This window comes from Ginsengibacter hankyongi (assembly GCF_008710285.1).
Taxonomy (GTDB): domain Bacteria; phylum Bacteroidota; class Bacteroidia; order Chitinophagales; family Chitinophagaceae; genus Ginsengibacter; species Ginsengibacter hankyongi.
Map to the genome: position 1 here is coordinate 341,821 of NZ_VYQF01000002.1, position 16,482 is coordinate 358,302.

The following is a 16,482-nucleotide window of genomic DNA, read 5'->3' on the forward strand; positions in this document are numbered from 1 at the left end:
AGTTCTTACCAGCTCTTTTTGGCAACTCCATCTTTTACAGCTTGCAGTGCATTAGCTTCGCTAAGCATTGTTGTCATTTTATTGCCTTTACCATCATGGCCCTGCGCCATATATCCACCTCTTGAAGTTTTTGTTATTACTGCATCCTGCATTGGTACATTTTTTTCTTTTGTTTTCATGCAATAGGCTGTTAACATTTTTGACATTTTGATTGGGTTTATAGTTTTTAAAGTTGGTTATAGCCCAAAGTCAGTTGACAGTGGTATTCAAATTTAGCGATTTAATACGTATTTCATGGTATATATTTCCACACAGGTGTGCATTAATCATTCAAAGCGTTCTTAATTTTTTTGAGATTTAATTTCAAATTATACTTCAAATACATTTCATAAGAATATTCAAGTCCTGTTCCGCTGGAAATATGCTCCAGAAAATCTTTATAAGGTATAATTCTAAAATCGAAATTTACATTCTTAAAAATTTCTTTATCATAAATAAAACTTGCTATTAAAAGCTCACGATGTTTTTCAACAAGCCCCGGATATTTTTCTGAAACAGATTGAAATAAAGCCATTCCTCTTGGCCCTATAAAACCCCGGCCGTTCCAGTATCGTAAATCAATGCCAACATTTTTAAAGTCCAATAACAGGTGTGAAAGAAAACCATTTCCTTCTTTGAAAGCTTGTAATTTTTCACCCGAAATATCTTTATAGTTAACGTAGTAATTATCGAATATGATTCTCTTCAATAATTTATGATCGAGGTTAAAAGTCAGCAATGGGCCAGTAGCAAAATTTACAAGAGATTGCAAAGGCGTATGTAAACTATCAACCTGGCCGCCCTTGTGCGAATACAACATTTGTATAGGAAGCGCAAGATTAAATTTTTTATTATTAATGATATTTAATTTTGAAACATAACCGATGTCAAATTCTTCTTTAAAATTATCACCGGGATGAATAGCCCTTCTCCAGTTAATAAAAAAATCATGTGTATAAGGTTTGGTATCCACTTTAAACTGGAAACCGTTTTCCAGCCTTTCGTTAATAATTAATTTGTAATCATAAATGGGTTCTATAAATCCATGATTAAGATTTCCTTCCAAAGTTCCAAGTAAAAAGGATGAATGTTTTGCTTTATATTTTACTGTGAAAGTTGGGTCGACTGTGGTATAATGCGGTCTGCCAAATTCTTTTTGAAGATACAATCCTCCTTTAATAAAAAGCTTCGGTGAAATCTGGTATTCAATTTCAGGAATTATCTGGTAGCCGAACAGCGTTCCGCTTAATGGAATATTTCCAAACCATTCCGAATTATTTATATAATTAAGGTTGTATAAATTAAATGATAATTGCTGGCTATCTGCAGGATTTATAACGGTCTCGTTTTTAAAAGTAGGATAATCAACCTGGGCTTTAACTCCTGCAGTCGCAATTAATAAAAAGAAGATTAAAAATTTTCCTCTAGCAGCTTTCATGAATTGAATTTATTATCTAATTGTTTATGGATGCAATATTACGCTTCTACGCTTAAAAACCACCTTAACATGTGTAACAATGTTTATCACTAAAAAAATTTACAATACAATGAAATAAAAAAAGCTTTTTCATTTTCTGAAAAAGCTTTATAATAATTTACAGGATCTAAAAGTTATACATCCAGTCTTGCATATTTTGCATGAGTCTCAATAAACTCCCTGCGAGGAGGAACTTCATCACCCATCAACATACTAAAAACCCGATCAGCTTCTACTGCGCTATCAATGGTTACCAGTTTCAAAGTCCTTGTTTCAGGATTCATCGTGGTTTCCCAAAGCTGTTCGGAGTTCATTTCACCAAGACCTTTATAACGTTGTATATGAACCGCATCTTCTTTGCCTTCCGCAACTTTTGCTATCCATGCTTTCCTGTCTTCATCATTCCATGCATAAGATTGCTCCTTGCCTTTTTTTAATAAATACAATGGCGGTTGCGCAATATAAACATAGCCTTGCTCTACAAGTTCCTTCATGTATCTAAAAACGAACGTCAATATCAAAGTAGCGATGTGACTTCCATCCACATCAGCATCCGTCATAATAATCAGCTTATGATAGCGAAGCTTGGTTATATCCAAAGCTTTAGGATCATCTACAGTACCTACTTTCACGCCAAGGGCCGTGAACATGTTCCTTATTTCTTCATTATCATAAATACGGTGTTCCATCGCTTTTTCCACATTCAAAATTTTACCACGCAACGGAAGTATTGCCTGGAAACTTCTGTCACGGCCTTGCTTTGCGGTTCCACCCGCAGAATCCCCTTCTACTAAAAATATTTCACATCTAAATGGATCTTTGTCACTGCAATCGGCAAGCTTACCAGGCAAACCACCGCCCGTTAGAACGCTTTTACGCTGCACCATTTCACGGGCCTTCTTTGCCGCAGCCCTTGCCTGTGCTGCTAAAATTACTTTTTGAATAATTGTTTTGGCATCCTTGGGATTTTCTTCGAGATAGGCAATTAACACCCTGCTCAATGTTGAATCTACAACGCCCATTACTTCATTATTACCCAGCTTGGTCTTGGTTTGTCCTTCAAATTGCGGCTCAGGAACTTTTACTGAAATAACCGCGGTTAGCCCTTCCCGAAAGTCATCGCCTTCTATCTCTACTTTTGCTTTTTCAAACATGCCTTCCTTCTCACCATAACTTTTAAATACACGGGTAATAGAACGCCTGAAACCGGAAACATGTGTACCACCTTCGATGGTATTAATGTTATTTACATAGCTAAAGAGATGCTCCTGGTAGCCGGTATTATAAATCATAGCAACTTCAACAGCTACGTTACTTGCTTCATCGTGACCATCGCAATAAATTATATTAGGAAGCAGTGACTGGCGGCTGCCATTTTTATCAATTAATTCTACAAACTCAACAATACCACCTTCACTATAAAAAGCTTTCGAGTAGGTATTACCGTCATCATCCTTTTCACGCAAATCGTTCAGAACAATCCGGATTTTTTTATTTAAGAAAGCCAGCTCTCTTAATCTTCCTTCCAGGATTTCACGGTTATAAACGGAAACTATAAAAATAGATGTATCAGGCCAGAATTGAATCTCAGTGCCTGTTGTATTACTTTCCCCAATTTCACGCACTTTATATTGCGGAATTCCTTTGGCATATTCCTGCTCAAATATTTTTCCATCGCGGTTTACCGTTACATGAAATTTCGTGCTCAATGCATTTACACAACTCACACCAACTCCATGCAAACCACCGCTCACTTTGTAGGTATTCTTATCAAACTTTCCACCGGCATGAAGCACTGTCATTACCACCTCAAGAGCGCTACGTTTTTCCTTGGTCATTATTCCCGTTGGAATACCGCGCCCGTCATCTTTTACGGTTATAGAATTATCTTCATTAATAGTTACTATAATGTTATTGCAATAACCGGCAAGCGCTTCATCAATGGAGTTGTCTACCACTTCATATACAAGGTGATGGAGGCCTTTATTACCTACGTCACCGATGTACATTGCAGGTCTCTTTCTTACTGCTTCGAGTCCTTCAAGAACCTGGATGCTGTCCGCACCATAACCGTCTAATTTTGGGGTAATTACTTCTGCTGTTTCTGATGTCATATAAAGGGATAAAAATAGCTGTTTAGCTTCTAAAATTATAATCGTGCAAAGGTACTAATAATGTAGATATAATAAGCATCTGAATGGATATAAACTCGCTTTAGGAATGTTTGGGAGATAATGTGGATAAGTAAAAAAAACTGCATATTCATGCCCCATAAACGCTTGAAAATCTTATTTCAAAAAATTTTTATTAAACTTATTTTACCTTTGCATACTTTATGGTACACTCTAATGACATTTTAACTCTTTCTTTAAATCATCCTGTTATGCAGGAGGAAATGGAATTGGTGCACCATAAAGTTCAAAAAATACCGGGCACGGTTCAATATGTAATTAACCGATATAGGAAATTACCTGCCATGAGTTTTGAGGACACCGGGATGATGGTATACGATTATAAATCCGGAGACAAAAAAGAAAGCACGCTTGAATTAATTTTTTGTGTTACGGGAAACCGTTATTGCAAACAAAAAGATGCGGAATGTAGTTTTTGTAAAAACTCCAAATCCGACCATTGCCAGGAAATAATAGATACAGTTGATGTAGCAAGTTTCCGGTTTAATTCCGATCATCTTTCGCAGTTTGTAAAGAGCATAAAAACCACTTCATTTTCTGAAAGCATTTTAAACTTTAGCCATACTTCTTCATTTTCAAAATCGTTACCTCTTTGCAGTAAAACAAGAAGTGTTCTGGAAGCTTTATTAAATAATTCTTATTCTGAAAGTCTTGAAAATATTTTTATAAATGCGCAAACGCAAATGCTGTTACTGTACAGCATGGAATGTATGGCGGGAGATGGTGTAGACTCTTTTACCTGTAAATTTTTAGCTAATGATGCAGACAGGGATAAAATCGCATTGGCCAGGGAAATTTTACTGGAGCACATAAGCCAACCCCTGACTATAAAGGAACTCAGCCGTAAGGCAGCTATTAATGAATGTTATTTAAAGAAAGGATTTAAAGAAATGTATGGCACTACTATCTTCGATTTTTTTCAGAGCCAGCGAATGGAACACGCGAAATATCTTTTGTATGAAAAAGGGCTAAGCGTCACGGATGTTTCTGCGTTATTAGGTTATTCTTCTATCTCACATTTTTCTACCGCTTTTAAAAAACACACCGGCTTAAAACCTTGTGAATTATTATTTCACTAATATCCATAACTGTTTTTCCTCTTTTCGTAAACCGGTTTTCCCGATTTTGTAAATCATTCTTTTTTATTGATTCTTCATTTGCATAAATATTCAAAAAGAAAAATGCAATAATGATGAACAAAAAAATCATAGCTAGCTTAATTACTTTACTAAGTTTTATGAATACAATAGCCCAACAAAAAGATACGGTTAAATTATTAAAAGAAATTATTGTTACCGGCTATAAAACAGTAAATGGTGTTGGACATTTGTTGGAAATAAAAGATGGAATTATTTACGCCGGAAGAAAAAACGAAGTAATTATTGTTGATAGTTTAGACGCTAATAAAGCAATTAATAATACAAGACAAATCTTAGGAAGGATACCCGGCCTAAACATTGTTGAAACAGAAAGCAGTGGCTTTACCGCAAATGGAATTGCTACAAGAGGATTGAATCCTACACAAAGCATTGAAATGAACACAAGGCAAAATGGTTATAATATCAGTGCTGATGTATATGGTTACAATGAAGCTTATTATATTCCACCGATGGAAGCTGTCAAACGAATTGAAATGGTAAGAGGTGCTTCCTCTTTACAATTCGGGGCACAATTTGGCGGACTTGTAAATTATATAACGGAGGATGCTCCCAAAGACAAACCTTTTCAGTTTATTTCTTCTCAAACGGGCGGCAGTTTCGGAATGTTTAATTCTTTCAATTCCATTGGCGGCAATTATAAAAAAATAAGCTACTATTGTTTTCTTCAATATAGAAATATGGATGGTGAACGACCTAATAGCCAGCAGTGGCAGCTTTCAGGTTTTGGCAAAATCCGATATACGCCTTCGAGTAAGATAAATATTGGCATCGAGTACTCCCTGCTGCGCAATAGAATACAAATGCCCGGCGGCTTATCTGACAGCCTTTTTGATGCGAGCCCAAAGGCGTCTATCCGTTCAAGAAACTGGTTAAAAAGCCCATGGAATATTTTAAGTGGATCTATAAATCTTAACCCCACAGAGAACACCACTATAACTTTAAAAACAACTTATATTTTTAGTAATCGCTCCCTCATTTGGCGCAATGAAGACGGTGGCGCAAGTGCATTAGATATCATCGACCCAGCGACAAACCAATATGTACCGAGGGAAGTGGAAAGCGAAGACATGCATAGCATAGCAACAGAAGCCAGGCTTTCTACAAGTTATAAGTTAGGAAACAATTCATCCACACTTGCCGGCGGCATAAGATTTACCTACGCATGGTTCAATCGTGAAGAAGGCGGAGAAGGCACTACCAACAGCGACTTTGATTTATCAATAACAGGTGATTGGGAAAAAAAGTTAAATTTTACAACTACTAATATTGCACCTTTTGTTGAAAATATTTTTCGAATGGGAAATAAATTTACAGTAACACCAGGTATAAGATTTGAGTATTTAAAAAGCACTGCAGACGGATATGTAATTGATGATATTTATAAGATTACAATAGATAAAAGTAAAAACAGACAATTTCTCCTAACCGGTATTGGCATTGAATATAAACCAACAAGCAATTCGGGTATCTATGGTAATATAAGCCAGGCGTACAGGCCAATCGATTACAACCAGCAACAACCATTCGGTGTTACGGCGAAGATTGATCAGAATTTAAAAGATGCCTTTGGTTTTAACTCTGACTTGGGTTATAGAACTATAATTAAAAATTATCTGAATGTGGATGCAAGTTTATTTTACCTGGCCTATAATAATAGAATAGGCGAAGTGGTAAAGATCGACCCGGCTACAGGACTTGATTATGCATACCGAACTAATATTGCCAACAGTGTACATAAGGGATTAGAAACATATATAGAGTTTAATATTTTAAAGTTTTTAAATCAACGTTCCAAACAAGGGCTAAGTATCTTTAATTCGTTTGCTTACATCAACGCAAAATATACAAGTGGTGAGTATAAAGGAAACAGGGTTGAAGCCGCAGCAAAAGAAATAGAAAGAGTGGGAGTAATTTATAATAACAAACATCTTTCAGCAACATGCCAGGTTAATTATGTAGGCGATGCTTTTGGTGATGCAACTAACGTAAAGATCAGCGACAATCCTGTTGCAGGCCATATTCCGGCGTACACAGTTTTAGATTTTAGCACTACTTATAAGATCAATAACTATGCAATAAAATGTGGGGTAAATAATCTTGCAGACCAATCATATTTTACAAGAAGAACCGATGAATATCCCGGGCCAGGGATAATACCCGCTATTGGAAGAAGCTTTTATTTAGGTTTATCTGCTAAGTTTTGAAATGTTTTATAAAACAAAAATTTAAACAAGATTTTCTTTAATCCTTCCGGTATTTTTTATAAATCTTTATTGCTAATAAAAGTAAAAATGTAAATGCAATTAATACGACTATACCCCAAACAACACTTAGCAATTCTTTTACTACTGCAAGCATTATGATAGCAATTAAAAAAAGCGTTGCAACTTCATTCCACATTCTTAATCGCTGGGATGTCCATTTAAAATTTTCTTTTTTCTGTTGATTAAAAATTGACTGCAGGCTTAAGTGATAAATAAAAAGCCCCAACACAAAAAAAAGTTTAACCAAAAGCCACGAGGGTAAACTTCCATAAAGTATTCCTATCCAGGTGCCGAAAATTAATGTAAGAATTGCTGAAGGCCATGTAATACCATACCAAAGACGTTTTTGCATTAAGGCAAATTGCTTAAGCAAGATAGATCGCTCGGGTTCTGATTTGTTGTTGGCTTCGGCGCTATAAACGAAAAGCCTTACCATATAAAAAAGGCCTGCAAACCAGGTCACTATAAAAATAATATGCAGGGCTTTTATGTAGAAATAGGCCATTGAATTCTTATTTCTTTTGGTTATTCAATTACTCATTAAATCATAACAATTCACTAATCACGATTACCTGTTACATATTTAGCAATCGCTTTCACCCACAAAGGACTTACATTCAGGCACGGAATCATTGTATACAACTCGCCGCCGGCATTCATAAACTCCTCTCTTCCTCTTATATTTATTTCTTCCAGTGTCTCAAGACAGTCACTTACAAATGCAGGACATAAGATCAGTAGTTTTTTTATGCCTTCTGCGGGTAACTCCTGTAATCTTACATCAGTAAAAGGTGTAAGCCATCCTTTCCCTAAACGTGACTGGAAGGAAATGCTGTATTTATCTTTTGGTATGTTTAAAATTTCTGTGACTCTTTTTGTTGTTGTAAAAACCTGGTGCCTGTAACAATATGCATGCGCAGTCGATGGTACTTCACAACAATTTTCTACCTGCAGGCAATGGCAACCTGTTACATCGCTTTTGCGTATATGCCTTTCCGGTATACCATGATAACTAAATAAAACCTGGTCGTAAGGCTCGCTTAGATAAGGCCGTATATTTTCGGCAAGTGCGTTCAAATAATCAGGTTCATCAAAAAATGGTTTTACAAACGAAAGCTTGAAAGAATATTTTTTCTTCTTATGAATTTCTTTGGCATATTCAACAGCCGTTTCATAACTCGACATTGCGTAATGCGGATAGAGCGGCAATGCAACAACTTCTTCAAGCGATGGATTTCTCTTAAGCAAAGAATTAAACCCTTCTTCAGTGCCGGGACTTCCATAGCGCATCGCAATTTCCACTGGTTCTTCAATTACCTCCTCTAAGGCCGTTTTTAGTTGCCTTGTAATTTCAATTAAGGGGGAACCTTTATCAGTCCATATTGTCTTGTATGCTTCCGCCGATTTTGGTGCCCGGAAAGGAACGATTATTCCCTTTACCAATAGTGCCCGCAAAAGCCAGGGTTGATCGATAACTCTTTCGTCCATTAAAAACTGTCCAAGATATTTTCTTAAATCTTTTACTTTAGTTGAATCCGGTGAGCCCAGGTTCATTAATAATATTCCTTTCTTAGATGTCATCTTTATTAAAATATTCGCAAATGTAAGCCGCTACAAAATAAGGCAACCGGCTTATATTTTTTCCCGTTTTTTAAAAGCGGTAATTATTACAATTTTTTAAAACAATGGTTTAATCGCGGTATTAACCGGTTCATCCATATTATGATGATTATCATACAGGAATCTGATAATAATCATCAAAAAAAAAATTAGTTTTGACTTCCTTTGAAAATTATTTTGAAAAAAACATTTATTAACTTTTAGAAACCACACCGGAAATTGCCTTAAGTTTTATGACTTTTTTATGACATTCCGGGGTTTACATAAAAATAAATTTGCACACTTCATGATTATAGAGGAACCAGTACATCAGTTTTTAGATAATTTCTGCGTAGCAGGTATCAATTATCGTAAAAGTGATATAAGCATTCGTGGTAAATTTTCATTGCTGCCAGAGCATTCCATTTTATTATTAGAACAGGCCGTTCAAAAAAAGTTTCCCGCATGCATGGTACTTTCTACCTGCAACAGAACAGAAATATATGGTATCTGCGATCATCCACACCAGCTTATTGAAATGTTGTGCATACATACTCATGGCAACATGAAAGATTTTATTGAGCATGGCTATCAATACAAAGGTCTTACTACGGTTGAACATTTATTTAAGGTGGCTGCCGGTCTTGATTCCCAAATAATAGGTGATTATGAAATTTTATCGCAGATAAAGCTTGCCGCAAGCCAGGCAAAAAAGAAAAATTGTTTAAACAGTTTTATGGAAAGAGTAATTAATTATGCATTACAATCTTCCAAAGAAATAAAAACTACTACCAAATTAAGTTCTGGAACTGTATCAGTTTCTTTCGCCGCTATTGAAATTATTAAAGAAAGAATTGCTGATACGCATAATAAGAAAATTCTCTTAGTTGGTACGGGTAAATTCGGAAATCATATTGGGAAGAATCTTAAAAGTTATTTATCCGGATCTATCCTTTTGTTTACCAATCGTACAGACCAAAAGGCATTTGATCTTGCAACAGAATGTGGCGGCAACTTTGTTCCTTACGCTAACCTGGCACCCGCAGCTGCCGATGCAGATGTAATTATCGTAAGTTCGGCATCTGAAAAATATACGATTCTTTCATCTTATTTTACAGGTTCAAAAGCAAGGCTGATACTCGATCTTTCCGTACCCCAAAATGTGGACCCTTCAGTTAAAGACATTGAAGGAATTACACTTTTAAACGTGGATGAGATATCTGTTATCCTCGACAAAACCATTTCACTTCGCCAGGCTGAAGTTCCTAAAGCAATGGAAATTATTAATAAAACAATGTTGGATTTGTGCACCTGGTACCGCAAACAAGCCATTAATCCATTATTGCGCATGGTAAAAACTCAACTGTATGAGATAAGTGAGGTGCATCTTACCAACCAGGCTTTTGAGGAAAAAATTCACAAAGCAGTATCTTCGCTTGCAATACAATTGCACCAGCAAAATAATAAAGGTTGCCAATGTATTACTGCATTAAGCAGTTACCTTCACATGAATTGAAAAAGACTATTAAGATAGGAACACGTGAAAGTCAATTGGCTGTGTGGCAAGCTACACTTGTGCAAAATCTATTGCATGCAAATAATGTTGCTTCCGAATTAGTTTACATTAAAAGCGAAGGAGATATTGATACCATTACACCATTGTATGAGTTAGGCGTGCAGGGTATTTTTACAAAATCGCTTGACGCCGCATTAATAAATGGTCGTATAGATATTGCCGTCCATTCTTTAAAAGATGTACCCACACAATTAGCCGTAGGAATTCAACAGGCCGCTGTTTTAAAAAGAGCTTCTTATAAAGACATCTTTGTTTGTAAAAATGATTCCTCTTTTTTAGAAAATAATAATGGTAGCGCAATTATTGCGACAAGCAGTACCCGCCGTAAGGCTCAATGGCTAAACAAATATCCCAATCATCGTTTTGAAAATTTGCGGGGTAATGTAAATACACGGTTAAGAAAAATAACAGAGCACAATTGGAATGGTGCCATCTTTGCCGCTGCAGGGCTTGAGCGAATTAATCTTCGCCCTTCAAATTCTATTGACCTTGATTGGATGTTACCTGCTCCGGCACAAGGCGCTATCGGCATTGTCTGTCGAACTGATGATCAATTTTCCTTTGAAGTAAGCAATGTATTAAATGATGAACCCACGGCTTTATGTACAAAAATTGAACGAGATTTTTTAAGGGCATTATTGGGCGGATGTTCAACGCCAATAAGCGCTTTGGCGATAATGGAAAATGGTGCTGTTAATTTTAAAGGAAATATATGCAGTCCTGATGGAAAGCAAAAAATTGCAATTGAAAAAACTGCGTCTATACCAAACAGTGATGATTTAGGAAAACTTGCTGCAAACGAATTATTAAAAGATGGAGAAGCACAAAAAATCATTTACAGGTTAAGGAATGCTGAAAAATAAAATCCAAATATTAAGCACCAGGCCTGTTGGCGAAAAACTCATTAAGGAAGCAGCTAATAACGACATTATTATTGATGAAATATCTTTTATTAAAACAGAAGAGATAGTTGATGCCGCAATTGAAAACAAAATCAGGAAATTATCCAGCGAAAACATAACAGTTGTTTTTACCAGTATGAATGCAGCGAATGCAGTTGCTAAGTTTATCAAAAATCAGCCTGGGTGGAAAATATTTTGCATTGGCAATACAACAAAAAAATTGGTGAAGGAATTTTTTGGAGAAGATAATATTAAAGGTTTTGCTGATAATGCGGAACTGCTATCAAAAAAAATCATTGAGGATTCTTCAATAAAAAATATAACTTTTTTTTGTGGTGACAAGCGACGAGATGACTTACCGGGCAACCTCATAAAAAATGGAATAGGTGTAGACGAAGTTATCGTTTATAAAACCATAGAAACACCAACAGCTTTGGCAAAACAATATGATGGAATTTTATTCTTTAGTCCCAGTGCAGTTCAAAGCTTTTTCTCAAAAAATTCTATTAGTGATAAAACAAAGGTCTTTGCGATTGGTTCTACTACTGCAGCCGCTGTAAAACATTTTACCCAACATTCTGTTATCATTGCTGAAACTTCCCGTAAGGAAAATTTAGTACAACTGGTAATTAATCATTTCAGCAAAAGCAATATCATTTAAATGCAACAATTAAAAAACGATTTATTATTAAGGGCTTTAAGAAAAGAAAAAGTAGAACGCCCACCGGTTTGGATGATGCGGCAGGCCGGAAGGTATTTGCCGGATTATATAAAACTGCGTGACAAATATGATTTTTTTACCCGTGTTCAAACCCCGGAACTGGCTACAGAAATAACAATTCAGCCGGTACAACAGATAGGAGTAGACGCAGCAATTATTTTTTCTGACATTCTTGTGATCCCGCAGGCAATGGGTGTAGAAGTTTTAATGGAAGAAGGTAAGGGTCCTTCATTACCTCATGTTATAAAAACTCAAAAAGATATTGATGCATTACGTACAGCCAATATTGAAGAAAATTTAAGTTATGTAACAAAAGCATTAACTCTTACAAAACAGGAATTAAATGGTCGTGTTCCTTTAATAGGTTTTGCAGGAGCACCATGGACGATATTGTGTTACATGGTTGAAGGCAAAGGCAGTAAGACATGGGATAAAGCAAAACAATTTTGTTATACGCAACCCGATCTTGCTCATCAATTATTACAGAAAATTACAGATGTTTCTGTTACGTATTTAAAAGCACAGGCAAACGCAGGAGCGGATGCGTTACAGGTTTTTGACAGCTGGAGCGGTTGCTTAAGCCCGGGCGATTTTAAACTTTTTGCTCAACCTTATTTAATACAAATTGCAGATGCGTTAAAAAATATAGCACCTGTAATTTTATTTCCGAAAGGAAGCTGGTATGCATTAAATGAATTAAGTGAAAGCAGTGCTTCGGGACTTGGATTGGATTGGTGTATCTCACCTAAGATCGCGAGGGAATTGACAGGCAATAAAATTACTTTACAGGGAAATTTTGATCCTGCTAAATTATTAATGCCTGTTCCTAAGATTAAAAAGGCAGTGAAAGAAATGATAGATGAATTTGGTGCTCAAAATTATATTGCCAATTTAGGGCATGGCATTACACCAAATGTTCCGGTTGAAAACGCAAAGGCTTTTGTTGATGCGGTGAAAGAATATAAAGTCTAGATGGTAAATACTTTCACTTTTAATTTTTAAAATGAATATTAAAGAAGATTGGATATTATATATTGAAATCCTCCAGGATCGCATTTGTTCCGCGTTAGAGAAATCTGATGGTAAAGAAAAATTCATTGAAGATAAGTGGCAGAGAAAAGAAGGCGGCGGCGGTAAAACAAGAGTTATTGCCAACGGAAATGTTTTTGAAAAAGGCGGAGTAAATACTTCCATTGTTTTTGGAGATGTTACGGACGCAATGCGGACACAATTGAAAATTAATGGATCAAAATGGTTCGCTTGCGGTTTAAGTTTAGTAATGCATCCTGTAAATCCTTTTGTTCCAACAGTTCATTGTAACTACCGCATGTTTGAGCTCTATAATGAAAACGAAGAAGTAATTGATCGTTGGTTTGGCGGCGGCACAGACCTTACTCCATATTATTTATTTGAAGAAGATGCCAAACATTTTCATCTTACTTATAAAAATGTATGCGATGAATTTGATCCATTATTTTATCCAACATTTAAAAAAGAATGTGATAATTATTTTGTAAACTTTCATAGAAATAATGAACGCAGGGGAATTGGTGGTATCTTTTATGATTACCAACGGCCGACAGAAAATAGAGATGTGAATTTTTGGATGAATTTTGGAAAGGCTTGCGGTAATGCATTTCTTCCTTCATACATTCCGATAGTGGAAAAAAGAAAGAATACAAGTTATAATGCTGAACAAAAACATTGGCAGGAAATAAGGAGAGGCCGTTATATTGAGTTTAATTTGGTTCATGACCGCGGTACTCTATTTGGTTTAAAAACAAATGGAAAAACAGAAAGTATCTTGATGAGTTTGCCGCCGACAGCTCGATTTGAATATAATTATTATCCATTACCCGGTAGCGCGGAAGATCAATTGTTCCAGGTATGTTTGCACCCGGTTGATTGGGCAGAAGGTTAGTTTTTAATCTTACATTTTTAATTATAAGACATGTATTTACAAAGAAGAAATAGGATACTGCGCCAGTCTCCTTCAATTAGAAGTATGGTTGCAGAAACTACGTTAACTCCAAATGATTTCATTGCTCCTTTATTTATTGATGAAGGAAAAAATGTTGCCTTTGAAATTCCTTCAATGCCCGGTTATTACCGGTATTCAATTGACGGCACCATAAAAGAAATTAAAGAATTATGGAGTTTAGGAATTAAGAGTGTACTGCTTTTTATAAAAGCGCCTGATGAATTAAAAGATAATACGGGTAAAGAAGCGTGGAATGATAATGGCTTAATGCAGCGAAGTATTAAAGCTATTAAAGACGCAGTTCCCGAAATGGTTGTTATGACAGATGTTGCGCTGGATCCTTATTCATCTTATGGACATGATGGAATAGTTGAAAATGGTGAAATTGTAAATGATCCTACAGTAGAAGCATTAGTAAAAATGAGCCTTAGTCATGCGAAGGCAGGTGCAGATTTTGTTGCGCCGAGCGACATGATGGATGGGCGTATCGGCGCTATCCGCGAGGCATTGGAACAAAATAATTTTACCAGGACCGGGATTATGGCTTACAGTGCAAAATATGCTTCGTGCTTTTATGGACCATTCAGAGATGCGCTGGATTCAGCGCCTGGCTTTGGTGATAAAAAAACTTATCAGATGGATTACGCTAATCGCATAGAAGCAATAAAAGAAGCAATCATTGATGAAGAAGAAGGCGCAGATATTATTATGGTGAAACCGGCCATGGCTTATCTTGATATTATCCGCGAAGTGAAAGATAGCGTAACCCTTCCCGTTAGTGCATACCATGTAAGCGGCGAATATGCAATGATAAAGGCAGCGGCGAAAATGGGCTGGCTTAATGAAGATAAAGCAGTGATCGAATGTCTTACTTCCATTAAAAGAGCTGGTGCGGATTTGATTGCAACTTATTTTGCAAAAGATGCGGTTAAACTACTATAATAATATCTGGAAGATTATAACTTTATTTAAAAAGTTCTCATTTAACTTTTCATATCCCCACTATAATGAGCTATACAAGTAATCGAAGTCAACAACTTTTTTTAAGAGCCCAACAATCAATTCCCGGTGGTGTAAATTCTCCGGTGCGTGCATTTAAGAGTGTTGGAGGTACTCCCGTTTTTATAAAAAAAGCTAAAGGCGCTTATTTATATGATGAGGATGAAAACCGTTATATCGATTATATCAATTCATGGGGACCCATGATTCTTGGACACGCTTATGAGCCTGTGGTAAAAGCCATCCAGGAAAAGGCGATTCATTCAACGTCCTTTGGAGCGCCAACAGAATTAGAAGTTGAAATGGCCGAGCTTATAAAAAGCATGGTTCCAAATGTTGATTTAATAAGAATGGTAAGCAGTGGAACAGAAGCGTGTATGAGTGCCGTTAGGTTGGCGAGAGGTTATACAGGTAGAAATAAAATTATCAAATTCGAAGGTTGCTATCATGGACATGCCGATTGTTTTTTGGTTAAAGGAGGAAGCGGTATGGCAACATTAAATATTCAAACAGTTCCCGGCGTTACAGGCGGTGTAGCCAATGATACGCTAACTGCTCCTTACAATAATTTATCTGCGGTAGAAAAATTGATAGAAGAAAACAAAGAAGAGATCGCTGCAATTATTATAGAACCTATTGTTGGCAACATGGGCTGCATACTTCCGCAACCTGGCTTCCTTGAAGGATTAAGAAAGTTATGTGATGACGAAGGTATTATCTACATTTTTGATGAAGTAATGACAGGCTTTCGTTTGGCGCAAGGCGGAGCACAAGAAAAATTGAACATCAATGCAGATCTTGTTACGTATGGAAAAGTAATTGGCGGAGGTTTACCTGTTGGTGCATTTGGCGGAAAAAAAGAAATTATGCAATACATTGCGCCGTTAGGAAATGTTTACCAGGCGGGCACTTTAAGTGGTAATCCAATTGCGATGGTAGCAGGGTTCACGATGCTTACCGAGTTAAAAAATAATTCTTCAACTTATAAAGAATTGGATGAAAAAAGTTCATTTCTCGAAAAAGGTTTGCATGAAGTTTTAAACAATAAAAAGATACCCCATACTATAAACCGCTTTGGAAGCATGATGAGTTTGCACTTTTGCCAGCATGATGTTATTGACTTTGATACAGCTGCAAAAGCAGATATTCCCCTATTTAATAAATTTTTTCATCACATGCTTGAAAATGGAATTTATCTTCCTCCATCAGGTTATGAAAGTTGGTTTCTAAGCAATGCTCTAAGCTATGAAGATTTAGAAAGTACTATTGAAGCGGCGGATAAATTTTCGGTTTAACTGTGCTAACGAACTAACTGCGATTAAATAAAAAGGGCGAAGGACAAACCTCCGCCCTACCCCAATAAAACCTTTAATCAGCCAAAGCCTTTATGATTATTAAATCACTATACATTGAGTTCTTAAGCCTTAAGAATTATCAGGGGTTTTTCCGTTAGCAACGGCCATATATTCTCCAAAAAATTGTAAGAATATAATTTTTGTGTATAGCAAACATGGTTGGTCTAATACTATGCCAAACGGATTATAAGGTAGTGTATCTTAACAATTGCCCGCG

General features: G+C 36.2%; 14 protein-coding genes. 9 read left to right on the plus strand and 5 right to left on the minus strand.

Features of this window, described 5'->3' with window-relative positions; all coding sequences use genetic code 11:
* Positions 1-5: 5 nt before the first annotated feature.
* The 3 genes from FW778_RS10955 to gyrB all read right to left on the minus strand — a co-directional run bounded on the left by FW778_RS10955 (position 6) and on the right by gyrB (position 3,630).
* Positions 6-179 (minus strand): hypothetical protein, encoded by a 174-nt coding sequence (locus FW778_RS10955; protein ID WP_235906200.1) that lies wholly within the window; start codon positions 177-179, stop codon positions 6-8.
* A gap of 143 nt (positions 180-322) precedes the next feature.
* Positions 323-1,477, minus strand: coding sequence for a hypothetical protein (locus FW778_RS10960; RefSeq protein WP_150414750.1), 1,155 nt, complete (start codon positions 1,475-1,477; stop codon positions 323-325).
* Positions 1,478-1,650: 173 nt separating this feature from the next.
* Complete coding sequence (gene gyrB, locus FW778_RS10965; protein ID WP_150414751.1) at positions 1,651-3,630, minus strand: DNA topoisomerase (ATP-hydrolyzing) subunit B; 1,980 nt, start codon at positions 3,628-3,630, stop codon at positions 1,651-1,653.
* Between the two features lie 269 nt (positions 3,631-3,899).
* Here gyrB and FW778_RS10970 point away from each other — a divergent pair, with 269 nt between their 5' ends.
* Positions 3,900-4,787, plus strand: a complete 888-nt coding sequence (locus FW778_RS10970; protein WP_235906201.1) for a helix-turn-helix domain-containing protein — start codon at positions 3,900-3,902, stop codon at positions 4,785-4,787.
* Between the two features lie 110 nt (positions 4,788-4,897).
* A complete protein-coding gene (locus FW778_RS10975; RefSeq protein WP_150414753.1) occupies positions 4,898-7,072 on the plus strand; it encodes a TonB-dependent receptor family protein in 2,175 nt (724 codons plus the stop codon).
* A gap of 37 nt (positions 7,073-7,109) precedes the next feature.
* On the opposite strand, the gene FW778_RS10980 is transcribed toward FW778_RS10975, so the two are convergent.
* Both FW778_RS10980 and hemH read right to left on the minus strand, forming a co-directional pair.
* Entirely contained in the window at positions 7,110-7,637 is a 528-nt protein-coding gene (locus FW778_RS10980; RefSeq protein ID WP_150414754.1) for a CopD family protein, read from the minus strand.
* 53 nt (positions 7,638-7,690) lie between these two features.
* Complete coding sequence (gene hemH / locus FW778_RS10985) at positions 7,691-8,713, minus strand: ferrochelatase (protein ID WP_150414755.1); 1,023 nt, start codon at positions 8,711-8,713, stop codon at positions 7,691-7,693.
* 325 nt (positions 8,714-9,038) lie between these two features.
* On the opposite strand from hemH, the gene hemA reads away from it, so the two are divergent.
* The 7 genes from hemA (at position 9,039) to hemL (ending at position 16,205) form a co-directional block, all read left to right on the plus strand.
* Positions 9,039-10,247: a glutamyl-tRNA reductase gene (gene hemA / locus FW778_RS10990; RefSeq protein ID WP_202552188.1), complete on the plus strand. Its 1,209-nt coding sequence runs from the start codon at positions 9,039-9,041 to the stop codon at positions 10,245-10,247.
* Complete coding sequence (hemC, locus tag FW778_RS10995; protein WP_202552189.1) at positions 10,208-11,170, plus strand: hydroxymethylbilane synthase; 963 nt, start codon at positions 10,208-10,210, stop codon at positions 11,168-11,170. The genes hemA and hemC overlap by 40 nt, the downstream gene beginning before the upstream one ends.
* Entirely contained in the window at positions 11,157-11,870 is a 714-nt protein-coding gene (locus tag FW778_RS11000; protein WP_150414758.1) for a uroporphyrinogen-III synthase, read from the plus strand. The genes hemC and FW778_RS11000 overlap by 14 nt, the downstream gene beginning before the upstream one ends.
* Positions 11,871-12,902, plus strand: coding sequence for a uroporphyrinogen decarboxylase (gene hemE, locus FW778_RS11005; RefSeq protein WP_150414759.1), 1,032 nt, complete (start codon positions 11,871-11,873; stop codon positions 12,900-12,902).
* Between the two features lie 31 nt (positions 12,903-12,933).
* Positions 12,934-13,851 (plus strand): oxygen-dependent coproporphyrinogen oxidase, encoded by a 918-nt coding sequence (hemF, locus tag FW778_RS11010; RefSeq protein WP_150414760.1) that lies wholly within the window; start codon positions 12,934-12,936, stop codon positions 13,849-13,851.
* A 30-nt stretch (positions 13,852-13,881) separates the two neighbouring features.
* The gene (gene hemB / locus FW778_RS11015) at positions 13,882-14,853 is read left to right on the plus strand and encodes a porphobilinogen synthase (protein WP_150414761.1); all 972 of its coding nucleotides are present in this window, start codon (positions 13,882-13,884) and stop codon (positions 14,851-14,853) included.
* Between the two features lie 65 nt (positions 14,854-14,918).
* Positions 14,919-16,205 carry a glutamate-1-semialdehyde 2,1-aminomutase gene (gene hemL / locus FW778_RS11020; RefSeq protein ID WP_150414762.1) on the plus strand — a complete coding sequence of 429 codons (1,287 nt, stop codon included), beginning with the start codon at positions 14,919-14,921 and terminating at the stop codon, positions 16,203-16,205.
* The last annotated feature ends 277 nt before the right edge of the window (positions 16,206-16,482 follow it).